Source organism: Kineococcus sp. DHX-1 (genome assembly GCF_042473625.1).
In the GTDB taxonomy this organism is placed as follows: domain Bacteria; phylum Actinomycetota; class Actinomycetes; order Actinomycetales; family Kineococcaceae; genus Kineococcus.
Window position 1 is genome coordinate 1,559,496 of record NZ_CP170445.1, and the last position, 23,592, is coordinate 1,583,087.

Below are 23,592 nucleotides of genomic sequence, written 5' to 3' on the forward strand. Positions count from 1 at the left end.
CTACCGGAGACGATGCTCATGACCACCACCAGCGACACGACCGCGACCGTCGAACCGGCGACCCACGGAGTCCTGCTGACCGACGTGGCCGCGACCAAGGTGCGCACCCTGCTCGAGCAGGAGGGTCGCGACGACCTGCGGCTGCGCATCGCCGTCCAGCCCGGCGGCTGCTCCGGCCTCATCTACCAGCTCTACTTCGACGAGCGCACCCTCGACGGGGACGCCGTGCGCGACTTCGACGGCGTCGGGGTCGTCGTGGACAAGATGAGCGGCCCGTACCTCGACGGCGCGACGATCGACTTCGCCGACACCATCGAGAAGCAGGGCTTCACGATCGACAACCCGAACGCCGGGAGCAGCTGCGCCTGCGGTGACTCCTTCAGCTGACCGAGCCTCCGGCCGACCGGCCCCCGCCCCCTCCCCGGGGACGGGGGCCGCTCGCGTCTGGGCGCTCGCCCCGCCGCGCGAGCCGGTCGGCCGAGAGCGCTTCGACGTCGGCCGGTCCCGGTTCGCCTTCGGCGACATCGCCGTCGAGGAGGGCGAGGACCTCGTGGCGGCCGGCGGCGACCTGCAGCCGGCCACCGTGCTGGAGGCCTACCGGACCGGCCTGTTCCCCATGGGCCTGGGCGGTGGCGGGCGAGGGCCGCTGGGCTGGTGGTCCCCGGACCCGCGCGGCGTCCTCGTCCCCGAGCGCGTGCACGTCTCGCGCTCGCTGCGACGGTCCCTGCGCACCTTCGAGGTCCGCCTCGACACGGCCTTCGACGACGTCGTCGAAGGCTGCGCGGACCCGTCCCGGCAGGGCGCCTGGATCACCGAGGAGGTCGCCCGCGCCTACGGCCGCCTGCACCGCCTGGGGTGGGCGCACTCCGTCGAGGTCTGGCGCGACGGGCGGCTCGTGGGCGGTCTCTACGGCATCAGCCTCGGCGGCCTGTTCGCGGCCGAGTCGAAGTTCCACCGCGTCACCGACGCCTCCAAGGCGGCCGTGGTGGCGCTGGCGGAGGTCATGACGTCCGACGGCGTCACCGGCCGTCTCGTCGACGTGCAGTGGCGCACGGACCACCTCGCCACGCTCGGCGTCCAGGAGGTGTCGCGGGGCGCCTACCTCGACGCGCTGGGCACCGCCTTGGCCCGACCTGTGCCCCGGCCCCTGCGTCCGCCCGGCCCGGCGCGCCCCGATCGGCCGAACGACTACGACGGGGGGTAGTCTCTCCTCCCGAGGGGCCACTCTGCTCAGGACCAACGCGTCAGGAGCACGAAACGTCCCCGTTCACTGCTCGCACGTGGAGAGGCCGACGTTGGGTACGCGAGACTCGGGCGCGACGCGTCGTCGCCGTCCCCCCAAGGCGCTGGCCGCCGGCGCCCTCACCGGCGCGGCGGCGTTGCTGCTGACCGGGTGCGCGGGGGACTGGCCGGAAGCGTCGGCGAGCAATTTCTTCCTGCCGGACGCCAGCATCGGCGCCACCGACATGACCCCGCGGATCTCCCAGCTCTGGGACGGGTCCTGGATCGCCGCCCTCGTGGTCGGCGTCCTGGTCTGGGGTCTGACGATCTGGTGCGTCGTGGCCTACCGCCGCCGCAAGAACGACCCGGAGCTGCCCGCGCAGGTCCGCTACAACATGCCGATCGAGATCCTCTACACGATCGTCCCGGTCATGATGGTCGGCGTCCTCTTCTACTACGTGGCGCGCGACCAGCAGGCGATCCTCGACACCTCCAAGACGCCGGACGTCACCGTCCAGGTCGTCGGCAAGAAGTGGTCGTGGGACTTCAACTACCTCGAGGGCAACGGCGCCTCGGCCCAGCCGGGCGTCTACGACACCGGCCGCCAGGCCGACCTGTCCGGGCGCTCCGGGGTGGAGCCCGAGCTGCCGACGCTGTACCTGCCGGTCAACGAGACGGTCCAGTTCGACCTGTACTCGCGCGACGTCATCCACTCGTTCTGGATCCCCGCCTTCCTCATGAAGATGGACATGATCCCGGGCAGCCCGAACAAGTTCCAGGTCACCCCCACCAAGGAGGGCGACTTCAAGGGCAAGTGCGCCGAGCTGTGCGGTGAGTACCACTCCGAGATGCTCTTCAACGTCAAGGTCGTCTCGGCGGAGGAGTACCAGCAGCACCTCGACGACCTCGCGGCAGCCGGCCAGACCGGGTCCCTGCCGACGACCCTCGCCGGGGCCGAGGAGCTCGCCGGCGTCCAGGCCGACTCGGTCCACTCGAACGAGGAGGAGAACTGATGGCTGCTGAGAGCTTCGACCTGCCCGGCGTGGCGGCGCGCGTCACCTCGCGCCAGCCGCTCGGCGCGGTCGTCCCGCGCTCGCGCGGTCGCGTCATCGCCAACTGGTTGTCCAGCACCGACCACAAGGTCATCGGCAACCTGTACTTCATCGTCTCGTTCATCTGGTTCCTGCTCGGCGGGATCATGGCGCTCCTCATCCGCGCCGAGCTCTTCGAGCCCGGCATGCAGGTGTTCGCCACCAAGAACGAGTACAACCAGGCCTTCACCATGCACGGCACGGTGATGCTGCTGCTGTTCGCCACCCCGCTCTTCTCGGCCTTCGCGAACGCGATCATGCCGCTGCAGATCGGCGCGCCGGACGTGGCCTTCCCGCGCCTGAACATGTTCGCCTTCTGGCTGTTCCTGTTCGGTGGCCTCATCGCCGGTGCCGGCTTCCTCACCCCGGGCGGGGCGGCGAGCTTCGGCTGGTTCGCCTACGCGCCGCTGAGCGACGTCGTCCACTCCCCGGGGCTGGGCGGCAACCTCTGGGTCATGGGCCTGGCGTTCTCCGGGTTCGGCACGATCCTCGGTGCGGTCAACTTCATCACCACGATCATCTGCATGCGCGCGCCCGGCATGACGATGTTCCGGATGCCGATCTTCACCTGGAACACGCTCATCACGAGCGTCCTGATCCTCATGGCCTTCCCGGTGCTGGCCGCCGCGCTGCTCGCGCTGGCCGCGGACCGCATCATGGGCGCCCACGTGTTCGAGGCCGCCAACGGCGGGCCGATCCTGTGGCAGCACCTGTTCTGGTTCTTCGGGCACCCGGAGGTCTACATCATCGCGTTGCCGTTCTTCGGCATCGTGACGGAGATCTTCCCGGTGTTCAGCCGCAAGCCGGTCTTCGGCTACAAGGGGCTCGTCTTCGCGACGATCTCCATCGCCGGTCTGTCCGTGACCGTGTGGGCCCACCACATGTACGTCACCGGCAAGGTCCTGCTGCCGTTCTTCGCCTTCATGACGATGCTCATCGCCGTCCCGACGGGCGTGAAGTTCTTCAACTGGCTCGGGACGATGTGGCGCGGGTCGCTGACCTTCGACACGCCGATGCTGTGGTCGGTCGGCTTCCTGGTGACGTTCCTCTTCGGTGGTCTGACGGGCGTCATCCTGTCCGCGCCGCCGCTGGACTTCCAGCTGTCCGACTCCTACTTCGTCGTCGCGCACTTCCACTACGTCGTCTTCGGCACGGTCGTGTTCGCGATGTTCGCCGGCTTCTACTTCTGGTGGCCCAAGCTCACCGGGAAGATGCTGCACGAGGGCTGGGGCAAGCTGCACTTCTGGCTGCTGTTCGTCGGGTTCCACACGACGTTCCTCATCCAGCACTGGCTCGGTGCGGCCGGCATGCCGCGCCGCTACGCCGACTACCTCGTGGGCGAGGGCTTCGAGACGATGAACCAGATCTCCACGATCGGGTCGTTCGTCCTGGGCCTGTCCTTCCTGCCCTTCCTCTGGAACGTCTACCGGACCGCCCGCTACGGCGAGAAGGTCACCGTGGACGACCCGTGGGGCTACGGCGCCTCCCTGGAGTGGGCCACGTCGTGCCCCCCGCCGCGGCACAACTTCACGTCGCTGCCGCGCATCCGCTCCGAGCGTCCCGCCTTCGACCTGCACCACCCCGAGGTCGCGGCGCACGACAACCACGACGGTGGCGGCAACCTTCTCGATGCGGTGTACGGCGGCTCGGACCGTCGCGGCCGCGAAGACGTCCACGGAGGGCAGTGACCGATGAAGCCTGAAACCTGGCTGTTCTCCGGCGGGATCCTGTTCTTCATCCCCGTCGCCTTCGTCTACGGGATGCTGACCCGCTGGGAGGAGTGGGTGGGCTTCATCGCCCTCCTGCTCACCGGTGGCCTGGCGCTCCTCGTGGGGACGTACCTGACCATCACCGCCCGCCGCATCGACGAGCGTCCCGAGGACAACCCCCGGGCAGACATCTCCGAGGGCGCGGGGGAGCAGGGCTTCTTCTCCCCGCACTCCTGGTGGCCGCTGTACCTGGCCGCCGGTGGCGCCGTGACGTTCTTCGGTGTGGCCGTGGGCTGGTGGCTCTGGCTCATCGGCGTCGTCATCACCGTGCCGATGATCGTCGGCTGGGTGTTCGAGTACTACAAGGGCGAGCACGCCCACTGAGACTCCTCAGCACGAGGGCCCCGCACCGTTTCCGGTGCGGGGCCCTCGTGCGTTCCGGGGCCGTGTCACCGATCTGTGACACCGGTCGTGCAACGCGGTGGACCTGCGCGGCGTCCCTCCGGTGGACCGCCGAGGTGACACCATGGTCGGCGGGGGAAGCACGAGAGGGGCGTTCGCGCCCGGGGGAGAGCACGTCTGTGATCGAGAGCCACGTCCAGTCCGCTGCGGTACGCCGCCGCACGCTCGTCGGCGTCCTGCTGGCCGCTGCGGCGGTCCCGGCCGTCGCGGCCTGCCAGTCCGACCCCGGCGCCGGAGCCGCCCCGGGAACGGGCGCGAGCCCGTCGGCCCCGCCGAGCGCGACGCCGCCGACCTTCACCGTGACCCCGGCCGACGCCACCGCCGACGTCCGCCCGGACGCCCCGGTCACCGTCGCCGTCGCCGACGGCAAGCTCACGGACGTCACCGTGACCGCGCCCGACGGCACCCCGGTGCCGGGCGCCCTCGACGCGGCGGGCACGACGTGGACCTCCCAGGCCCCGCTGGCGGTCGCGACCGCCTACACCGTCCACGCCGTCGCCGCGGGGTCCTCCGGGGCGTCCGCGACCCACGACAGCACCCTCACCACGCTCACCCCGGGGGCCACGGCCTTCCCGGCGGTGGCGCCGCTGTCCGGGCGCGAGGTCGGGGTCGGCATGCCCGTCATCGTGACCTTCGACTCCCCGGTGGCCAAGGACCGCCGCCGCGTCGTCGAGCAGAACCTGCACGTCACGGTCACGCCCACGCCGGTGGCCGGGTCGTGGAGCTGGCAGTCCGACACCAAGGTCGAGTACCGGCCCGAGCAGTACTGGCCGGCGCACGCGGAGGTGCACGTCGACATCGACCTCGGCGCCGTCGAGGTGGCGCCGGGCGTGTGGGGCAAGACCCGCGACATCGACTTCACCATCGGCTCGGCCATGGTGAGCACGGTCGACATCGCCGCCCACACGCTCACCGTCACCCGCGACGGGCAGGTCGTGAAGACCATCCCCGTGACCCTGGGGCAGCCCGGCAGCGGTGGCAAGTTCGTCACCCGCAGCGGGACCAAGGTCATCATGAGCCTCGAGGCGTCCCGGCAGATGAACTCCGAGACGACGGGCATCGGGCAGAACGACCCCAACTACTACAACGTCAACGTGAAGTACGCGCTGCGCATCACCAACTCGGGGGAGTTCCTGCACGCGGCGCCCTGGTCGGTGTCGTCGCAGGGGCGGGCCAACGTCAGCCACGGCTGCACCGGCATGAGCACCGAGAACGCGAAGTGGATGTACGACAACTCCAAGGTCGGGGACGTCGTCGTCTACACGGGCAGCAACCGCGGCATCGAACCGGGCAACGGCTTCACCGTCTGGAACGAGACCTACCAGCAGTGGCAGCAGGGTTCGGCCCTGAGCGCCTGAGCGGGCGGGTGACGGCCCGCCGCCGGGCGTGGCGGGCCGTCCTCGTCGTCGCCACCGTGGCGGCCGTCGTGGTGCTCGCGCGGCGGTTGGAGGCGGCCGACCTGGGGGAGCGGCTGCGGTCGGCGGGACCGGGCTGGGTGCTCGCCACGGCGGTGTGTTCCCTCGTGCCGTTGTTCGGCAACGTCGCCTCGATGACCGCGTTGTCGCCCGTGCGTCTGCCGGTGGTGCGCACGTGCGTCCTCTGGCTGGCCACGTCGTTCGTCAACCTCGTCACCCCCTCCTCCACCGGCGGGGTGGCGCTCACGGTGCGGTACCTGCAACGCCGCGGGCTGCCGCTCGCCGTGGCGGTGACGACGATCGGCATCGTGCAGTCGACGTCCTTCGTCGTCACGGGTCTGCTCGTCGTCGTGGGGCTGCTGGGCGCCGGACGGTCGGCCGAGTCCGCGGTCAGCGTGCCCTGGGCCGTCGTCGGGGCGGGCGCCGTTGCTCTGGCGACCGTGCTGGTCGTGGTCCGCCTGCACCCGCGGTGGCGGCGCTGGGCGGTCGAGCGGGTCGTCGAGCCCGTGCGCGCGGAGTGGCCCGCCCTGCGCCGCGTCCTGACCCAGCCGGGGCGCGTCGCGGTCGCCGTCGCCGGTCACCTGGCGGTACCGCTGGGGTTCGCGGCGACGCTGTGGTGCGCGGCCCGGGCCGTCGGGGGACACGCGCCCCTGCTGCTGCTGGTCCTCGTCGTCGTGGGCAGCTCGGCCGTCACGGCCGCCGTGCCCGTGCCCGGCGGCATCGGCGCCTCGGAGGCCGCGCTGACGGCGGGCCTCGTCGCCTGCGGGCTCACCCCTGAGGCGGCGCTGTCGGCCGCGCTGCTGCACCGGGCCCTGACGTTCTGGGTGCGGGTGCCGCCCGCCTGGGTGGCGCTGCTGTGGCTGCGGCGGCGGGGGGCGGTGTGAGCGGGGCGGGGGACGCACGGCGTCCCCCGCCCCCTCGACGACTCAGCCCGTGAAGGAGGAGATGTCCCCGACGTAGCGGGTGTGGTCGGCCGGGATCGGCTCCACGGCGGCGAGCGCGACCTCGGCCGCGAACTCGGCGATGTCGTAGAGCTTCCCTGCAGCCTCCTTGCGGATGGCGAGGGCCCCCGGGTTGGACCGCTCGAGCAGGGTCGCGGTGATGGTGCCCTCGATCATGTCGCCGGAGACCACGACGAACTCGACGCCTGCGGCCTCCACCGTCGGGATGAGGGCGCGCAGGGCGTCCTCACCGGCGCGCTTGCTGCGCGCGACGGGTTCGTACTCCGGCATGGTCGGGGTGGTGTTGATGAAGTGGGCCTGGTGGCTCGTGACGAAGACGATGCGCGATCCCGGCGCCAGCAGGGGCAGGGCCGTCTCCAGCGCGTTGACCTGGGCGTCGCGGTTGAGCTGCATCGCGTAGTCCTCGGCGACGCCCTGTTCCATGCCGCCCGAGGCGTTGAGGACGAGGACGTCCAGCCCGCCGAGCTCGGCCTGCACGCGGTCGAACATCGCCTGCACCGACGCCGGGTCGGTGAGGTCGGCGGCGACGGCGGTCGCGGTCGCCCCGCCGGCGGTGAGGGAGGCGACGAGCTTCTCGGCGCGGGCGGCCTTGTTCCGGTAGTTCACGACGACCGAGGCGCCGGCCTCGGCGACGTACGTCGCGGTCTGGGCACCGATGCCGCGGGAGGACCCGGTGATGAGGACGCGCTTGCCGGAGAGGCTGCCGGGGGCGAGGGGGTTGGTCACGGGGGAGGAGCCTAACTGCTCGTCGGGACGGGGTGGTGGGGCGTGGGAGAACGGCCGCTCACGCAGAAGGGCCCCGAGCCGGTGGCTCGGGGCCCTTCTGGTGGTGACGTCAGCCGTGGGTCGTCTGCGACGTCCCGATGGCCGGGTTGTCCGCCCGGTCGAGCTCGTCGGCGTGCGCCTGACCGAGCTCGCTGTGGTGGTCGTGGTGCGCCGCGGCCAGTTCGGCCGGGGTGACCGGCTCGACGCGGTCCTCGAAGTAGAACTTCGAGAGGCGACGCTGGACCTTGCCGATCAGCGTGCCCGGGTTCCCGGCGTCGACGCGGTCCTCGATCTCCATGGGACGCAGCGAGTCGTGCTGCACCAGGGTCCAGCGCTCGAGGTCCGTCAGGGGGGCGTGGACCTCGATGAACTCGCCGTGCGGGAGGCGGACGATGCGCCCGGTCTCGCGACCGTGCAGCGCCTTCTCGCGGTCCTTGCGCTGCAGTCCGAGGCAGATGCGCTTGGTGACGACGAACGCCAGCGCCGGCAACGCGAACACGAGGACGCGCAGCGACCGCGTGATGTCGTTGATCGACAGGTTCATCATGTGGGCGATGATGTCGTTCCCGCCCGAGATCCAGAGCAGGATGTAGAACGTCAGCGCCATGACGCCGAGACCCGTGCGGGTCGGCTGGTTGCGCGGACGGTCCAGCAGGTGGTGCTCACGACGGTCGCCCGTCGCCGCCTGCTCGATCCACGGGTAGAGGACCATCACGCCCATCGTCAGCAGGATGACGACCGTGGTGGGGATGAAGATGTTCATCGAAAACGTGAAGCCCCACAGCGTGAACTCGAACCACCCCGGCATGAGGCGGACCGCACCGTCGAGCCAGCCCATGTACCAGTCCGGCTGCGAACCGGCGGTGACGGGGGAGGGGTCGTACGCGCCGTAGGCCCAGATCGCGTTGATCTGCACCAGCGCCCCGAGCGCCGCGATGACGCCGAAGACGATGAAGAAGAACCCACCGGCCTTGGCCATGTAGACGGGGAACAGCGGGAAGCCGACGACGTTGTCCTCGGTCCGGCCGGGGCCGGGGTACTGGGTGTGCTTGTGCACGACGACCAGCATGAGGTGGACGGCGATGAGGGCCAGGATGACGGCCGGCAGCAGCAGGATGTGGATGGTGAAGAACCGCGGGATGAAGTCCGTCCCGGGGAACTCGCCACCGAACAGGAAGAAGCTGATGTAGCTGCCGACCACCGGGACGGCCAGGATGATCGCCTGCGCGATGCGGATCCCGGTGCCCGAGAGGAGGTCGTCGGGGAGGGAGTAGCCGGTGAAGCCCTCGAAGACCGCCAGGATGGCGAGGATCGAGCCGATGACCCAGTTGACCTCGCGCGGCTTGCGGAACGCGCCGGTGAAGAACACGCGGGCCATGTGGACGATCGTGGCGGCCACGAAGACCAGCGCCGCCCAGTGGTGGACCTGGCGCATGAGCAGCCCGCCGCGGATGTCGAACGACAACCGCAGGGAGGACTCGTACGCCTCGGAGACGTGCTGACCCACGAGCGGGATGTACCCGCCCTGGTAGGTCGTCTCGGCCGCGCTCGGCTCGTAGAAGAACGTCAGGAACGTCCCGGTCAGGAGCAAGATCACGAAGCTGTACAGCGTGATCTCACCGAGCATGAACGACCAGTGGTCGGGGAAGATCTTCCGGGCGAACCCGTTGACGACCTTGCTCGCGCCGACGGTGTCGTCGGCGAAGTTGGCGACGCCACCCGCCGCCTTGTCGATGGTGCTCATCCGCGCTCCCAGAAGCTCGGGCCCACGGCTTCGTGGAAGCCGCTCGTCGCCACCAGGTAACCCTCGTCGTCCACTGCGATCGGCAGCTGGGGGAGGGGCCGCTTGGCGGGGCCGAAGATCACCTTGCAGTCCTGCGTCAGGTCGAACGTCGACTGGTGGCAGGGGCACAGCAGGTGGTGGGTCTGCTGCTCGTACAGGGCCACGGGGCAGCCCATGTGGGTGCAGATCTTCGAGTAGGCGACGGTTCCGTCGACGCCCCACTCGTTCTGCTTCTCGCTCAGGAGGTCCTGCTCCAGCCGCATGATGAGCACGGCGGACTTGGCCTTCTCGTTCAGGGGGTGGTCGACCTCTTCGATGCCTTCCGGCAGCACGTGGACGACCGAACCGAGGGTGACGTCCGCGGCGCGGATGCGACCGCCCTCGGGGTCCTTGGTGAGGTGCACGCCCTCCTTCCACATGGTGGTGGAGAGGTCGTTGCCCGGCAGCGGCCCGGTGTCGCGGAAGAAGAAGACCGCGGGGATCGGGAAGAGCGCCAGGGCCCCGATGAGGGTGTTGCGGATCAGCGGGCGGCGGCCCAGACCGGCCTCGGCGGCACCTTCCTTGAGGAGCGCCACGGCCTCCTCGCGCTCGGCCGTCGTGCCGCGCTGGCGGTGGCGCATGTCGATGCGCTCGTCGTCCGGCATGAGGGTCTTGGCCCAGTGGACCGCACCGACGCCGAGGGCGAACAGCGACAGGAACATCGACAGGCCGATGGCCTTCGTCGACCAGCTGACGCGGTCGAAGTCGCCGTTGTACTTGATCCCGACGATCGAGACGATGATCCCGATCGAGCCGACGATCGACAGCAGCAGGAAGAACGCGACCTGACGCTCGGCGCGCTTGGCGGCCTGCGGGTCCGTGTCCCCCATGCGGTGCCGGTGCGGCGGCAGCCCCGGGTTCTCGAAGCGGTCGGGAACGCCGGCCTCGGGCCTGGCCAGGGTGGACCCCGGCTGCCCGTGCGCCTCCTCGGCGCGTTCGATGTCGCTCATGCTCCCTGCCCGTCCGGTTCGTTCACGTTGCTTGAGGTGCTCATCAGGAGGACTTCATCCCCAGCCACACCGAGACGCCGATGAGGGCGCCGATGCCAGCGATCCACGCCACGAGGCCCTCGGACACCGGCCCGAGCGACCCCAGGGTCAGCCCGCCCGGGTCGACGCGGGTGTTCTCGCCACCGCGGTCGGTCAGCCAGGCGATGATCGCCTTCTTGTCCTCGGAGCTGATGTTGTTGTCGTTGAAGACCGGCATCGACTGCGGGCCGGTCTGCATGGCCTCGTAGATGTGCTTGGCCGAGACGCCCGTCAGGTCCGGGGCGTACTTGCCGGCGGTCAGCGCGCCGCCCTTGCCCTGCGAGTTGTGGCACATGGCGCAGTTGGTGCGGAAGATCGCCGCGCCGCGCGCGACCTCCTCGTTCGAGACGCCGCTCGTGTCGAGCTGCTCCTCGGTCGGGATGGCCGGGCCGGGGGCGAGGGAGGCGATGTAGGCGGCCATCTGGTCGATCTGCTCCTGCGAGAAGCGGATCTTGTCGACCTCGGGGGCCTGGGCGCCGGACTGTGCCAGCGGCATGCGGCCGGAGCCGACCTGGAAGTCCACCGAGGCCGCACCCACGCCGATGAGGGAGGGGCCGGGGTTCTTCCCGTCGGTGACGCCGCCGCCTTGGGCGTTGATGCCGTGGCAGGTCGAGCAGTTGGCGAGGAAGAGCTTCTTGCCGGCCTCGATGTCGTCGGCCGAGGCCGTCGCGGTGGTCGCCTGGGCCTCGCGGGGAGACAGGGCCGCGTACAGGCCCCCGACGAGGAGCAGCGCCAACGCGATCAGCACGACGACGGCCATGGGGTGGCGCCGTCGGGCGCTGAGTGCGGTGAGGGTCCTGGTCACGGTGCTGGTGCTCGCTTCCTACGGGGGCGTTCGGGACTGCGTGTGGGGAACGGCGTCGAGAGCTCGTTCGTCACTTCAAGACGTAGATGACCGTGAAGAGGCCGATCCACACGACGTCGACGAAGTGCCAGTAGTACGAGACCACGATGGCGCTCGTCGCCTCCTGGTGGCCGAAGCGCTTGGAGGCGTAGGAGCGGCCGATGACCATGAGGAAGGCGATGAGCCCGCCGAAGACGTGGATGCCGTGGAAGCCGGTGGCGAGGATGAAGACCGAGCCGTAGGCGTTGGTGGCGATCGTCAGGCCCTCGTGCGCCAGCTCGGCGTACTCGAAGACCTGGCCGGCGACGAAGAGGCCGCCGAAGATGTACGTGAGGATGAACCACTCCTGCATGCCCCACTTGGAGAACTGCAGGAGGCCCCCGGTGCGGCGCGGCTGGAAGCGCTCCGCGGCGAAGACGCCGAACTGGCACCAGAACGACGAGATCACGAGGATCGTCGTGTTGACGCTCGAGAACGGGACGTTGAGCAGCTCCGGACCCGACTCCCACAGCGCCGGTGCCACGGAGCGGATCGTGAAGTACATGGCGAAGAGCCCGGCGAAGAACATCAGCTCGCTGGACAGCCACACGATCACGCCGACCGACACCATGTTGGGTCGGTTCACCGACCCGTGTGCAGGACTCGGGGTACTGCTCTGGACAGCCTGTGCACTCGCCACGGCGCCAATCATGCCCCACCCCTGGCGCGGTTCGCCGCTCGGGGACCGACAACGTGTCGTAGACCACCGTTCCGCCGGGTGGGGGAGGTTCGGCACGCGGTGTGCGGAGGTCGTGCGCAGGGTGCCCGGGACCGCTCGTCCGTGCGGGTGAGGGCTCCGGAAGTCAGGAGAACCTCACTCCCGGATCACAGAACGGTCTCGATCTGCGGCCGGTGTGCGCGGCGGGGCTCCCGACCCCGTCCGGGGCGCCCTCAGTAGGGTGCGGAGCGCTCCGGGGCCGCCGGGGCGCGCACCCCACCCGCAGGAGCCGAGGACGCCATGACCACCGCCGCACGCACGTGGGCCGGGCTGCTGACCGAGCTGCTCGCCGGTCGCGACCTGACGGCGGAGCAGACCGGCTGGGCCATGGACCAGGTGATGCGCGGCGACGCGGGCGACGTCCAGCTCGCGGGGTTCCTCGTGGCGCTGCGGGCCAAGGGCGAGACGAGCCAGGAGCTGACCGGCCTGGCCGAGGCGATGCTGTCCCACGCCGTGCCGCTGTCCGTTCCCGGCCCGATCGTCGACCTCGTCGGCACCGGCGGGGACCGTGCCCACACCGTGAACATCTCGACGATGGGTTCGCTCGTCCTGGCCGGCGCCGGCCACCGCGTCGTCAAGCACGGCAACCGCGCCGCGACGTCCGCCTCCGGCTCGGCCGACGTCCTGGAGGCCCTCGGGGTGCGGCTGGACCTGCCGCCGCGGCGCGTGGGGGAGCTGGCGGTCGAGGTCGGCATCACGTTCTGCTTCGCCCAGGTCTTCCACCCCGCCATGCGGCACGCGGCCGGCGCCCGCGGCGGCCTCGGCGTCCCCACCGCCTTCAACGTCCTCGGCCCGCTCACCAACCCGGCGCGCGCCGGGGCCACGGCCGTCGGTGTCGCCGACCGCCGGATCGCCCCGCTCGTGGCCGACGTCCTGGCGGCCCGCGGCACCCAGGCCCTCGTCTTCCGCGGCGACGACGGCCTCGACGAGCTGACGAGCACCGGCCCGGCCCGCGTCTGGGTCGTCGACGGCGGCGCGGTCACCGAGGTCGGCCTGGACCCGGTCGCGCAGCTGGGGCTGGCGCCGACGACCCTGGCGGACCTGCGGGGCGCCGACGCCGCGCACAACGCCGGTGTCGTGCGCGACCTGCTCGCCGGGACCCGTGGACCCGTCCGCGACGCCGTCGTCCTCAACGCCGCGGCTGCGCTCGTGGCCGCGGGTGTGCGGGCCGCGGGGGGCGCGGGGCTGGTCGAGGGCCTCGTGGACCACCTGACCGAGGGCATGCGTCAGGCGGCCGCCTCGCTCGACTCCGGCGCGGCCGCGGACGTGCTCGACCGCTGGGTGCGGGCCTCCGCCTGACGCCTCCGCCTGGTGGGGTCCGGACGCTCAGTCGACGCCGAGGGCGAACGCGGACTCCAGGTCGTGCCGGGAGTAGGCGCGGAAGGCGATGTTCGTCGTGGTCGACACGACGCCCTCGACGCGGCTGATGCCGCCGGCGATGACGTCGGCCAGGTGCTCGTGCTCGCGCACCCGGACCATGACGACGAGGTCGACGTCGCCGGTGACGGAGTACACCTCGCTGACGCCGTCGATCTCGGCGAGGGCCTGGGCGACCTCGGGGATGCGCCGGCCGTCGCAGGCCACGTTGACGATGGCGGTGATCACGCGGGTGAGGCTACCGCCGTCGCCGCCAGTCGGCTCCGTGCCCAGCCCGCCCCGCGCACCGGGCAGGTCCAGGGCGAGGCCTCCGCGTCCTGCACGGCGACGAGCCGCACGCCCGGCTGCTCGAGCCAGCCCAGCAGCGCGTCGGTCTCCTCCACGAGCAGGCCCGGGCGCCCCGGGCCCGGTGGCGCGACGACCTCGCCCGTGGCCCGCAGCGCCTCGATGTGCGGCATCGGGTCGGACCCGCGCGGGGTCAGGCACGTCCCCGCCAGCCGTCCGTAGCGGATGAGCACGACCTCCCACCCGCCCGTCGGCCAGCCCGGCGTCGGGGCGCTGCGGCGGGCGGCGACGATCTCCGGGCTCGCCGCCACCGGACCGCGGCGCTGGGCGCGGTCGGCGGCCTGCAGGAACGCCTCGAGGCGGTCGCGGGCACCGGCGGCCTCCTCGTACCGCTCCTGTGCGGCGAGGCTCGTCAGCCGCGCCCGGCCGTGCTCGAGCGTCGCGGCGGCGTCCTCTCGCAGCGCCCGGCGGACCTGCTCGACGACCTCGGCGTACGACGTCGCGTCCTGCCCGCCGCGCGCGGTGCCCAGGCAGGGCGCCCCGCAGCGGCCGATCTCGGCCAGGACGCAGGCCCCCTCCCCGTCGGCCTTCGGCACGCGGGGGATGCGCCGGGTGCACTGGCGCAGCGAGTGGACGTCGTGGAGCGCGGCGACGGCCAGCTCGGCCGTGCGGACCGAGCGGAACGGCCCGAGGTACTCCGCGCCCTCGGCGGTGTCGTCGCGGACCTGCTTGACCAGGGAGAGGCGCGGCCAGGCGTCGGCCGTGAGCTTGACCCAGGTGACCTTCTCGGGGGCCTTGGACCGCCGGTTGTAGGGCGGGGCGTGCTCGGCGATGAGGCGCAGCTCGCGCACGCGCGCCTCCAGCGCCGTCTCGCACACGACCGGCACCACCGTCGTCGCCGCGCGGACCATCTCGGTCATCCGCGGGCGGCTCTCCGAGGCCGTGAAGTAGGACCGGACCCGGCGGTGCACGTCGACCGACGTGCCCACGTAGAGCACGCGCCCGGCGGCGTCCCGGAACTGGTAGACCCCCGGCGCCGACGGCAGGCCGACCGCGAGGTGCTTCTTGGCCCGGCGGGCCGGGTTGACCGCCGTCGCGGTGAACGCCGCCAGGTCCTCCAGGGAGTGCACACCCCGGTTGCCCACCCGGGCCAGCAGCGCGTGCAGGACGTCGACCGTGGCGCGGGCGTCGTGCAGGGCGCGGTGGTCGGGGGTCGTCGTCGTGCCGAACAGGCGCGCGAGCGTCCCGAGCTTGCGGTTCGGCGCCTCGTCGCGGTCGACGAGCTGCCGCGCCAGCACGACGGTGTCGACGATCCGCGGACCCGGCCACGGTCGGCCGGTGAGGGTGCACGCCGCCTTGAGGAAGCTCACGTCGTACGGGGCGTTGTGGGCGACCAGCACGGCCCCCCGGTCGAAGCCGGCGAACTCCAGGAAGCTCGGCAGCACCTCCGGGGTCGACGGCGAGGCCGCCACCATGCGGTTGGTGATGCCGGTCAGCACCTGCACGAAGGCCGGGATGGGGGAGGCGGGCCGCACGAGCGTCTGGAACTCGCCGAGCACCTGGCCACCACGGACCTTCACGGCGCCGATCTCGGTGATCTCCGCGCCCGACGGCGGGCCGCCGGTGGTCTCGAGGTCGAGGACGACGAAGGTGACGTCCGCCAGCGGCTGCCCGAGGTCCTCGAAGCTGGCCTGGAAGCTCGCGGGTGCGGTGGTGCCGGGCATGGGGCGGACGCTAGGCGAGCGCTCCGACACGACCGCGCCGCGACACGCGGCGGACCGCCGTCAGGGGGTCTGGAGGGCGGTGGCCGTCCGCACGACCCTGACCCAGGGGACGAGGGCGACGCCGAGGACGGCCACCCCGACGAGCTGGACCGCGCCCGCGGCCGGGCCCACCCCGCCCGTCAGCAGGGTGCCGAGGTTGGTCAGGGCCTGGCTCGCCACCCACGTGCCCCACCACAGGGCGAGCGGGGGCCGGGGCAGCCGACCCGGTCGGGCTGCGGCGGAGGCCGTCAGGGCGTCGCGGACCACCTGGAACGGGAACCACCAGGAGACGACGGGGACGACCCAGCCCGCCCAGGCCCAGCCCCGCGAGCGGACGTGGTGGTGGAAGGGCGACATCCGCTCGGCGTTGCGGCGCACGCGCAGCAACCAGACGGAGGTGACGACGAGGGCCGCCAGCCAGCACACCGACGTCAGGACGGAGACGTCGGTCGCGACGTCGAACCCGCTCGTCGGGTCGGCGCCGAAGGACGTGAGCGCCGCGAGGAGGTCGGTCGCCGTCGCGACCCCCGACAGCACCAGGACCGCGGTGGCGAGGCCGCCGACGGGTTCGAGGGGGCCGGCCGGGGGTGGCGTGAGGCCCCACGGCGACCCCGGGTCCGGCTGCTGCCACGTCGCTTGCGGTCCGTCCACCGGGTCCTCCTCGTCGTCGGTCGTGATCACCGTAGCGAGCGTGGCGCCCGTGCGGAGGGGTCCTCAGGAGTTCGCCCCCGCGCCGGACCCCAGGGCGGCCGACCACGTCCGCCAGGTGGGCAGCACGAGGGCCGCCAGCGTCGCGTGGCCGGCAGCGCCCGGGTGCGCGCCGTCACCCGCGCGCACCTCCGCCCGCCAGAGCGCGTGGGCGCGCAGCGCCGGCAGGACGCCGACGTAGGGCACCCCGAGACGTGAGCACACGTCGGTGAACGCGGCGTCCACGACGGCGGTGCGGTCGTTCTGCGCCTCGTCGTCCACCGCCGGTGGGCCGACGACCAGCACCGGCCAGCCCGGCTCACGGGACTGCCGGAGCAGCGCCTCCAGGTGCGCTGCGCACCGCTCCGGCGCGGTCCGCGGGCGACCCTCCTCGAGGGTGGTGCCGTTGACGCCGAAGGACACCACGACCCCGGCCCGGCAGTCCGTGGGCAGCCGGGGCGTGCACTCGGTGCGCCACCGGGCCAGGACGTCGCCGCTCGTGCCGCGCCGGACGCCGAGGTCGTAGCTCGTCAGCGGCCGCCCGTCGGCGTGCCCGGCCGCCGCCACCCGACCGACCCAGCCCAGGTGCTCGGGGTCGCCGGCGCCGGCGACGAAGGAGTCGCCCACGAAGCAGACACGGACGTCCGGCGCCGGGGTGGTCACGGGCCCATCCCAGCAGCGTCGTCGACGCGGCCCTCGAACCCCTGTTCGACCCTCGTGTCGGAGGGGGGTGCTTCAGTGCGCAGCACCGGTCGCGGTGGCCGGTCCTGACGAGCTGGAGGTCCCCCGGTGCTCATCGACTGCGACAGCTGCACGGCCCGCCCCCTGGCCTGCTCCGAGTGCGTCGTCTCCGTCCTGCTGGGCCCTCCGCAGGAGCGCTCGCTCGACGCCGAGGAGGTCGGCGCGGTGGAGGTGCTGGCCGCCTCCGGCCTCGTGCCGCCCCTGCGGCTGCAGACGGGCCCGGCGCACCGTTCGCCCCGGGTGGCGCGGGTCGTGGGGCTGCCGACCGTGCAGGCGCCGGGACGCCAGGCGGGATGATGGCCGCGTGCCCCCGCGTCCGCCGGTCCCGCGGCGCTCCCTCCTCCTCGCCCCGGCCCTGGCCCTCACGGCGTGCGGGCCGGCGACTCCGGCCGGTTCCCCCGTGCCGTCGTCCCTGGGGGCGGCCCTGGCCGCGCGCCGACGAGCCCTGCTCACGGGTGACCTCGACCGCGCCGGGGCCGCCGTCGCCGCGGACGAGCGGGGCGCGCTGCGCCGCGCCGACGCCACCGCCCTCGCCGCGGGCCTGGACGACTGGGCGGTCGAAGGGCTCCCGAGCGCCGTGGGGTCCGGCGAGGAGGGTCGCGGACTGCTGCGCGTGCGGGTCGCGGGGGAGGCGCGTGCGGTCGCGTCCGGGGTGGCGGTGCGCTGGGACGGCGCGCTGCACCTCGCCGCCGACACGCCGCAGCCCTGGGACTTGTCCGCGCCGGTCACGGCCCAGCGGGTCGAGGGTGGGGTCGTCCTGCACGTGGGCGAGCCGTCGGCGGTCGGCCGGGAGGTCGCAGCCGGGCTCGCCGACGCCACCGCGCGCGTCGACGCCGCCTGGGGCACCGACTGGCCGCGCGGAACGGCCGTCGTCGTCGTCCCGCGCGCGGCCGACGTGACCCGGCTGGCCGGGACCGGCGGCGACGTCGACGCCGTCGCGGTCGGGCTCGACGCCGACCTGGCCGACGGGGCGCCCGCCGGCGTCCGGGTGGTCCTGTCGACCGAGCGGTTCGCGACGCTGTCGCCGCTGGGACGCGCCGTCGTCCTCACGCACGAGCTCGTCCACGTCGCGACCCGCGCGACGCCCCGCCCGCCCGGGGCCGTCGTGCCGCGCTGGCTCACCGAGGGCCACGCCGACCACGTCGCCCGTCGGGGACGGGACGTCTCCGCCGCAGCGCTCGCGGCCGCCCTCCTCGCCGACCCGGGGGAGCCGCAGGTCCCGGCGGACGCGGACTTCACCGCCACCGACGCGGGACGGGTCCAGGTCGCCTACGCCGCTGCCTGGACGCTCGTGACGTCCGCCGCCCGCGCCAGCGGAACGCCGGCCGTCACGGCGCTCGTGCGGGACGTGTGGACCGGGACCCCGCTCGAGGCGGCCTGCACCGCCCGGCTCAACAGGCCCTTCGCCGAGGTCGTCGCCACCTGGCGCCGCGACGTCGCCACCGGCCTGGTGGGGTGGGTGCCGTGAGCACCCTCGTCGTCACCAACGACTTCCCGCCGCGCACCGGCGGCATCGAGTCGTTCGTCCACGCCGTGGTCCGGCGGCTCCCCGCGCACGGCGGCGGGCCGGTCGTGGTGCACACCGCCCGCCAGCGCGGGGACGCGCGGACCGACGCGGCGCTCGCGGACGTGGGCGTCACCGTCGTGCGGGACCCGTCGCCGCTCATGGTGCCGACCCCCGGCATCGTGCGCCGCGTGCAGCGGACCGCCCGCGAGCACGGCGCCGACCGCGTCTGGTTCGGGGCGGCCGCGCCCCTGGGCCTCATGGCCCCCGCCCTGCGCGCGGCGGGGGTCGAGCGGGCGGTCGCCACGACGCACGGTCACGAGGTGTGGTGGTCGAGCCTGCCCGGGTCGCGCACGGCGCTGCGCCGCATCGGCGAGGGCAACGACGTCGTCACGTACCTGGGGGACTGGTGCCGCTCGCAGGTGCAGCGCCCGCTGACGGCTGCCGCCCGGTCGCGGATGCGGCGGCTGACCCCCGGCGTCGACACGGACGTGTTCCGGCCGGATCCGCGGGCCCGGCGCGCGGTCCGCGAGCGGTACGGCCTGGGGGAGCGGCCCGTCGTCGTCTGCGTCTCCCGGCTCGTGGCCCGCAAGGGCCAGGACGTCCTCGTACGGGCCCTGCCCGCGCTGCGCCGGCTCGTGCCGGACGCGGCGCTGCTCGTCGTCGGCGACGGCCCGCACCGGACGGTCGTGGAACGGCTCGCGGACCGGACCGGCGTCCGCGAGCACGTCGTGTTCACCGGGGCCGTCCCGTGGGAGCAGGCTCCCGGGTTCTACGCGGCCGGGGACGTGTTCTGCATGCCGACGCGCACCCGCCTGGGCGGGCTGGAGCCGGAGGCGCTGGGCATCTGCTACCTCGAGGCGGCCGCGTGCGGCCTGCCCGTCGTGGCGGGCGACTCCGGCGGGGCGCCCGACGCCGTCCTGGACGGGGTCAACGGCGTGGTCGTCGACGGCCGGGACGAGGCCGCCGTGGCCCGGGAGGTCGCGGGTCTCCTGACCGACCCGGCCCGGTCGCAGGCCTTCGGCGCCGCGGGGCGGGAGTGGGTCAGCCGGCGCTGGACCTGGGAGGAGCAGACGCGGCGGCTCGCGGACCTCCTGGCCGGGGCCGACGTGCCGGCCGACCCCGCGGGACCGTCCCGGTGAGCCGTGGGACGGCCCCTTCGCCGGCGGAGGCGGCGACGGCGAGCAGCAGCAGCGCCCCGACCAGCCAGAACTGGTTGTAGAACGCCTGCTTGTTGACGAGGTTGGCCGCGAACAGGACCGCCGCGCACCACGTCAGCAGCCCTGCGAGCCCGACGGGGTGCCGTCGCAGCGTCACCACGGCCGCTCCCAGCACACCGAGGACGACGAGTCCCACGACGGGCAACGGCAGCTGCACGCCCGTCTCGTTGAGCACGAGCGTGTAGAGGGTGTCGGCGAACCGCAGCGGCGGCAGCCCGAGCATCGTCCGGACGGTGTCGTGCCAGAACACGCCGAGGTCGGCGAGGATCCACGGGGCCATGAGGACACCGGCACCGCCCGTCGCGGCGAGCGCGCGGCGCCAGCCGAACCGGGGCCAGACGGCCAGCAGCGGCAGCAGCGCCACGACGTGCTGCTTGCTGGCCAGCGCGACGGCGAGCGGCACGACCGACCACCACGCCCGGTCGGCGCGGACCAGCCACGCCCACAGCGCGAGACCCACGAGGACGGTCGGCTCGGTCCAGGCCTGCTCGACGAGCGTGCTCGACCCGGGCGCCAGCAGGAGCAGCGCCGCGGCGGCGACCGCACCCCGGCGCCAGCGCCCGACGGCCGCCACGGCGAGCGCGCTGACGACGACGAGCGCGAGCATCGCCCAGCGGACGTCGCCGGCGATCCAGCGCCCCGGGGCCGACAGCACCGCCGTCCACGGCAGGTAGGCGAACGCGTCGGAGATGCCGGGGGAGCCGACCCACTCGCGGCCGTAGACCGACTCGCCGCGGGCGGTGGCGTCGGCGGCCTGCTGCAGGATCACCCACACGTCGATCCGCGGCGCGGGATCGCCGACGACCACCAGAGCTCCGCTCGCCACCGCACCGACGAGCGCGACGGCCCCCGCCAGGACGCGCGAGGCGCCCCGCCCGGGCAGCAGCAGTCCCGCCGCGGCGATCGAGGCCACGCCCAGGGCCAGCTGCACCCCGGACAAGGCCCGGGCGTCGAGGTAGGAGAACGGCGTCACCGTCAGGTGCACCAGCCCGACGACGGCCAGGACGGCGGACGGCACCCAGGCGCCCGTCCGGGGGGGCGTGCGGTCGGCGTCGTCGCGGGCCGTCCAGGCGAGCGCGACGACGAGCGCCGCGACGACGACGTAGCCGGCGACGATCCACCAGCGGTAGCGGACGACGCTGTGGGTGGCCAGCGCCAGCAGCGCCGTCCACGCCGCGAGCGCGGCCGCGTCCCGACGGGTCACCAGGAGAACCGGCTGTTCACGCGCTGTAGAGCGCCTCGACCTCGTCGGCGAGGTCGTGCAGGACCTCGTGCCGCTTCACCTTCAGCGACGGCGTCAGGTACCCGTTCTCCACCGTGAAGTCCTCGGTCAGGACCCGGAACTTGCGGATGGACTCCGCCCGGCTGACCGACTCGTTCGCCTTGTCGACGGCGGCCTGCAGCACGGCCAGGACGTCGGCGTCGGCGCGGGCGGTGCCCAGGTCCAGCCCCGGCTTGCCGTGGTTGGCGCCCCAGGACGGCAGGGCCTCCTCGTCGAGGGTCAGCAGGCAGCCGACGTAGTGCCGCTGGTCGCCGACGACGACGGCCTGGGAGATGAGCGGGTGGGCCCGCAGCCGGTCCTCCAGCGCCGCCGGCACGACGTTCTTGCCGTTGGCGGTGACGATGATCTCCTTCTTGCGGCCGGTGATGCGCAGGGCCCCGTCCTCGTCGATGGAGCCGAGGTCGCCGGTGCGGAACCAGCCGTCGTCGAAGGCGTCGCGGGTCTCGTCGGGGCGTCCGCGGTACTCGGTGAACACCCCGACCCCGCGGGCCTCGACCTCCCCGTCGGGTGCGAGGCGCACGTCGGTGCCCGGCAGCGGCGGCCCGACCGTCCCGATCTTCAGCCGTGACGGGCGGTTGACCGTCAGCGGTGCCGTCGTCTCGGTCAGGCCGTAGCCCTCCAGCACGACGAGCCCGGCGCCCCGGAAGAAGTGCGCCAGGTGTTCGCCCATGGGCGCGCCGCCGGAGACGGCGTACTCGACACGACCGCCCAGCAGGGCGCGCAGCTTGGCGTAGACGAGGCGGTCGAACAGCAGGTGGCGGACGCGCAGCGCGGGCGAGGGCCCGCCGGTGTCGAGCGAGCGCGACCAGGCGTCGGCGGTCGCGGCGGCCTGCTCGAAGATCCGGGCGCGCAGCTTCCCGCCCGCGGCGGCCTTCTGCTCGGCGCCGTTGTAGACCTTCTGGAAGACGCGCGGCACGGCGAGGATGAACGTCGGCCGGAACCCGCCGAGGTCGGGCAGCAGGTCCTTGGCGTCCGGGGTGTGGCCCACGCGGATGCGGCACACGAGGCAGAGCGCCTGGATGAACCGGGCGAAGACGTGGGCCAGCGGGATGAAGAGCAGGGTCGCGGCGTCGGGACGGCGCAGCACCTCGGGGATCGCGGCCTCGGCGTTGCGCGAGAGGTCGAGGAAGTTGCCGTGCGTCAGCACGCAGCCCTTGGGGCGCCCGGTGGTCCCGGAGGTGTAGATCACCGTCAGCGGGTCACCCGGCCCCGCGACGGCGCGGGAGCGGTCGACGTCGGCGTCGGGGACCTCGCGGCCGGCGGCACGCAGCTCCTCGAGCCCGCCCGCCTCCAGCGTCCAGACGTCGCGCAGGCCCGGCAGCCGGTCGCGGACCGAGGCGATCCGCGCCGCGTTGGCGCTGGTCTCGACGAAGCAGGCGACGGCGCCGGAGTCGGACAGGATCCACTCGAGCTGCTCGGGGGAGCTCGTCTCGTAGACGGGGACGGTGACCGCGCCCGCGAACCAGCCGGCGACGTCGACGAGCGTCCACTCGTAGCTCGTGCGCGCCATGATGCCGACCCGGTCGCCCGGCGTGATCCCGGCCGCGAGCAGCCCCTTCGCCACCGCCATGACGTCCCCGAGGAACTCGGCGGCGGTGACGTCGCGCCAGTTGCCGTCGGCCTGCTTCCGGCTGGCCGAGACGTGACCCGGGTCCTCGCGGGCCGTCTCGGCGACGCAGTCCGTCATGTTCCCTGTCGTGGCAGGAGGGACGAGCGGGGGCTCGCTGCTGCTCGGCACGGTGGTTCCTCCCGGGTCGGCCTCGCCGCTCTGCGAGGACGTGGTGTGCGGTCGTCGTGCGGTGGTGCTGGTGCCGCAGGTGGCCGGGGGGCCTCGCGGGTGGCAGCGACCCTACCGGCGGGCCCACCGCGCGCCCCGGGCACGCCACCGCGTGCCCCGTCCGGGTCAACGATCGCGGGGGCGCACGGTTCCCCGGGCGCTCAAGGTGCGGGGCCCGGCTGCCGACGACGACAGGTGTGAGCCAGGACTCCCGCGCGCCGCAGCCCACCTCGTTCCTCGACGCGCTGCACCCCGCCGACGGTGACGACACCGACCTCGGCTGGGCCCCCCGTCGCGGTGCCCGGCACGAGACGGCGACGTCGGCCGCGTTCGGCGGCGTCGAGGTCGGACCGCCCGTCAGCCGGCTCGCCGTGCCCGAGGTGGCACCCGGATCCGCCGAGCCGGCCCCCGTCGAGCCGGCGCCCGTCGCCACCGCGCCCGAGCGCTGCCCGTCCTGCGGGTCCCGCACCCGCCCGGAGGAGCGGTGGTGCTCGCTGTGCCACACCTCCCTGCTGCCCGTCCCGGCCCCGGCCCCGGCCCCGGCCCCGGCCATCGCCGCCTCCGCCCCGGCGGCCGTGCGCCCGGTCGCCGTCCCGGTGCCGGCCGCCCCGCGGGTGCTGGAGGACGAGGACGGTCAGCTCGCCCTCGACCTCCAGACCCCGGACGCGAGCGCCGACGGGACGCCTGGGCCGCCGGCCCTGGACGAGGCCGAGGTCGACCGGATGCTGGGCGCCCTGTCCCGCGAGGGCGGCACGGGGCTGCGCGGCCTCGGCAGCCGTCGCGCGAAGGTGCTGGTCGCGGCCGGCGGCGCCACGGGTCTGACGGCCCTGCTGCTGGGCGGGATGGCGGTGCTCGGGTCGGTCCTGGGCTGAGGCCACCG

The 23,592-nt window shown here is 73.5% G+C and carries 23 protein-coding genes; 12 read left to right on the top strand and 11 right to left on the bottom strand.

Annotated elements, in window-relative coordinates; genetic code table 11:
* The first annotated feature begins 18 nt into the window (after window positions 1–18).
* From ACFEMC_RS07530 to ACFEMC_RS07560, 7 genes are all read left to right on the top strand, one after another.
* Window positions 19–387: a HesB/IscA family protein gene (locus tag ACFEMC_RS07530; RefSeq protein WP_380175070.1), complete on the top strand. Its 369-nt coding sequence runs from the start codon at window positions 19–21 to the stop codon at window positions 385–387.
* Window positions 371–1,204, top strand: coding sequence for a leucyl/phenylalanyl-tRNA--protein transferase (aat, locus tag ACFEMC_RS07535; protein ID WP_380175072.1), 834 nt, complete (start codon window positions 371–373; stop codon window positions 1,202–1,204). Before ACFEMC_RS07530 ends, aat begins: the two co-directional genes overlap by 17 nt.
* A gap of 91 nt (window positions 1,205–1,295) precedes the next feature.
* Window positions 1,296–2,234, top strand: coding sequence for a cytochrome c oxidase subunit II (gene coxB / locus ACFEMC_RS07540; protein WP_380175074.1), 939 nt, complete (start codon window positions 1,296–1,298; stop codon window positions 2,232–2,234).
* Window positions 2,234–4,000, top strand: coding sequence for a cytochrome c oxidase subunit I (ctaD, locus tag ACFEMC_RS07545; protein WP_380175076.1), 1,767 nt, complete (start codon window positions 2,234–2,236; stop codon window positions 3,998–4,000). The genes coxB and ctaD overlap by 1 nt, the downstream gene beginning before the upstream one ends.
* A gap of 3 nt (window positions 4,001–4,003) precedes the next feature.
* Window positions 4,004–4,405 carry a cytochrome c oxidase subunit 4 gene (locus ACFEMC_RS07550; protein ID WP_367636015.1) on the top strand — a complete coding sequence of 134 codons (402 nt, stop codon included), beginning with the start codon at window positions 4,004–4,006 and terminating at the stop codon, window positions 4,403–4,405.
* A 197-nt stretch (window positions 4,406–4,602) separates the two neighbouring features.
* Window positions 4,603–5,841 carry an Ig-like domain-containing protein gene (locus ACFEMC_RS07555; RefSeq protein WP_380175079.1) on the top strand — a complete coding sequence of 413 codons (1,239 nt, stop codon included), beginning with the start codon at window positions 4,603–4,605 and terminating at the stop codon, window positions 5,839–5,841.
* Complete coding sequence (locus tag ACFEMC_RS07560; RefSeq protein ID WP_380175081.1) at window positions 5,811–6,782, top strand: YbhN family protein; 972 nt, start codon at window positions 5,811–5,813, stop codon at window positions 6,780–6,782. Before ACFEMC_RS07555 ends, ACFEMC_RS07560 begins: the two co-directional genes overlap by 31 nt.
* A gap of 42 nt (window positions 6,783–6,824) precedes the next feature.
* On the opposite strand, the gene ACFEMC_RS07565 is transcribed toward ACFEMC_RS07560, so the two are convergent.
* From ACFEMC_RS07565 to ACFEMC_RS07585, 5 genes are all read right to left on the bottom strand, one after another.
* Entirely contained in the window at window positions 6,825–7,586 is a 762-nt protein-coding gene (locus tag ACFEMC_RS07565; RefSeq protein ID WP_380175083.1) for an SDR family oxidoreductase, read from the bottom strand.
* A 109-nt stretch (window positions 7,587–7,695) separates the two neighbouring features.
* Window positions 7,696–9,369, bottom strand: coding sequence for a cytochrome bc complex cytochrome b subunit (locus ACFEMC_RS07570; protein WP_380175085.1), 1,674 nt, complete (start codon window positions 9,367–9,369; stop codon window positions 7,696–7,698).
* The gene (locus ACFEMC_RS07575) at window positions 9,366–10,397 is read right to left on the bottom strand and encodes a Rieske 2Fe-2S domain-containing protein (protein WP_380175087.1); all 1,032 of its coding nucleotides are present in this window, start codon (window positions 10,395–10,397) and stop codon (window positions 9,366–9,368) included. The genes ACFEMC_RS07570 and ACFEMC_RS07575 overlap by 4 nt, the downstream gene beginning before the upstream one ends.
* A gap of 43 nt (window positions 10,398–10,440) precedes the next feature.
* Window positions 10,441–11,235 (bottom strand): c-type cytochrome, encoded by a 795-nt coding sequence (locus ACFEMC_RS07580; protein WP_380176657.1) that lies wholly within the window; start codon window positions 11,233–11,235, stop codon window positions 10,441–10,443.
* A 115-nt stretch (window positions 11,236–11,350) separates the two neighbouring features.
* Window positions 11,351–12,010: a heme-copper oxidase subunit III gene (locus ACFEMC_RS07585; RefSeq protein ID WP_367636021.1), complete on the bottom strand. Its 660-nt coding sequence runs from the start codon at window positions 12,008–12,010 to the stop codon at window positions 11,351–11,353.
* Window positions 12,011–12,316: 306 nt separating this feature from the next.
* Here ACFEMC_RS07585 and trpD point away from each other — a divergent pair, with 306 nt between their 5' ends.
* A complete protein-coding gene (gene trpD, locus ACFEMC_RS07590; protein WP_380175090.1) occupies window positions 12,317–13,375 on the top strand; it encodes an anthranilate phosphoribosyltransferase in 1,059 nt (352 codons plus the stop codon).
* A 27-nt stretch (window positions 13,376–13,402) separates the two neighbouring features.
* Here the strand turns inward: trpD and ACFEMC_RS07595 are convergent, their stop codons facing one another.
* Genes ACFEMC_RS07595 through ACFEMC_RS07610 form a run of 4 tightly spaced genes read right to left on the bottom strand, consistent with a single transcriptional unit; the run spans window position 13,403 to window position 16,851 of the window.
* Complete coding sequence (locus ACFEMC_RS07595) at window positions 13,403–13,681, bottom strand: Lrp/AsnC family transcriptional regulator (RefSeq protein ID WP_367636023.1); 279 nt, start codon at window positions 13,679–13,681, stop codon at window positions 13,403–13,405.
* Entirely contained in the window at window positions 13,678–15,462 is a 1,785-nt protein-coding gene (locus ACFEMC_RS07600) for a DEDD exonuclease domain-containing protein (protein ID WP_380175093.1), read from the bottom strand. Before ACFEMC_RS07600 ends, ACFEMC_RS07595 begins: the two co-directional genes overlap by 4 nt.
* A 60-nt stretch (window positions 15,463–15,522) precedes the next feature.
* Entirely contained in the window at window positions 15,523–16,182 is a 660-nt protein-coding gene (locus ACFEMC_RS07605) for a DUF4328 domain-containing protein (RefSeq protein WP_380175095.1), read from the bottom strand.
* A 33-nt stretch (window positions 16,183–16,215) separates the two neighbouring features.
* Window positions 16,216–16,851, bottom strand: coding sequence for a GDSL-type esterase/lipase family protein (locus tag ACFEMC_RS07610; RefSeq protein ID WP_380175097.1), 636 nt, complete (start codon window positions 16,849–16,851; stop codon window positions 16,216–16,218).
* A gap of 126 nt (window positions 16,852–16,977) precedes the next feature.
* Here ACFEMC_RS07610 and ACFEMC_RS07615 point away from each other — a divergent pair, with 126 nt between their 5' ends.
* Genes ACFEMC_RS07615 through ACFEMC_RS07625 form a run of 3 tightly spaced genes read left to right on the top strand, consistent with a single transcriptional unit; the run spans window position 16,978 to window position 19,575 of the window.
* Complete coding sequence (locus ACFEMC_RS07615) at window positions 16,978–17,226, top strand: hypothetical protein (RefSeq protein WP_380175099.1); 249 nt, start codon at window positions 16,978–16,980, stop codon at window positions 17,224–17,226.
* 7 nt (window positions 17,227–17,233) lie between these two features.
* Window positions 17,234–18,397 (top strand): hypothetical protein, encoded by a 1,164-nt coding sequence (locus ACFEMC_RS07620; protein ID WP_380175101.1) that lies wholly within the window; start codon window positions 17,234–17,236, stop codon window positions 18,395–18,397.
* Window positions 18,394–19,575, top strand: coding sequence for a glycosyltransferase family 4 protein (locus ACFEMC_RS07625; RefSeq protein ID WP_380175103.1), 1,182 nt, complete (start codon window positions 18,394–18,396; stop codon window positions 19,573–19,575). Before ACFEMC_RS07620 ends, ACFEMC_RS07625 begins: the two co-directional genes overlap by 4 nt.
* Here ACFEMC_RS07625 and ACFEMC_RS07630 read toward each other — a convergent pair.
* Together ACFEMC_RS07630 and ACFEMC_RS07635 are read right to left on the bottom strand one after the other, a co-directional pair.
* A complete protein-coding gene (locus ACFEMC_RS07630) occupies window positions 19,478–20,857 on the bottom strand; it encodes a hypothetical protein (RefSeq protein WP_380175105.1) in 1,380 nt (459 codons plus the stop codon). The two genes, ACFEMC_RS07625 and ACFEMC_RS07630, sit on opposite strands and share 98 nt — an antisense overlap.
* 16 nt (window positions 20,858–20,873) lie before the next feature.
* Window positions 20,874–22,673 carry an AMP-dependent synthetase/ligase gene (locus ACFEMC_RS07635; protein ID WP_380175107.1) on the bottom strand — a complete coding sequence of 600 codons (1,800 nt, stop codon included), beginning with the start codon at window positions 22,671–22,673 and terminating at the stop codon, window positions 20,874–20,876.
* 236 nt (window positions 22,674–22,909) lie between these two features.
* On the opposite strand from ACFEMC_RS07635, the gene ACFEMC_RS07640 reads away from it, so the two are divergent.
* Window positions 22,910–23,584 carry a hypothetical protein gene (locus ACFEMC_RS07640; protein WP_380175109.1) on the top strand — a complete coding sequence of 225 codons (675 nt, stop codon included), beginning with the start codon at window positions 22,910–22,912 and terminating at the stop codon, window positions 23,582–23,584.
* Window positions 23,585–23,592: the final 8 nt, after the last annotated feature.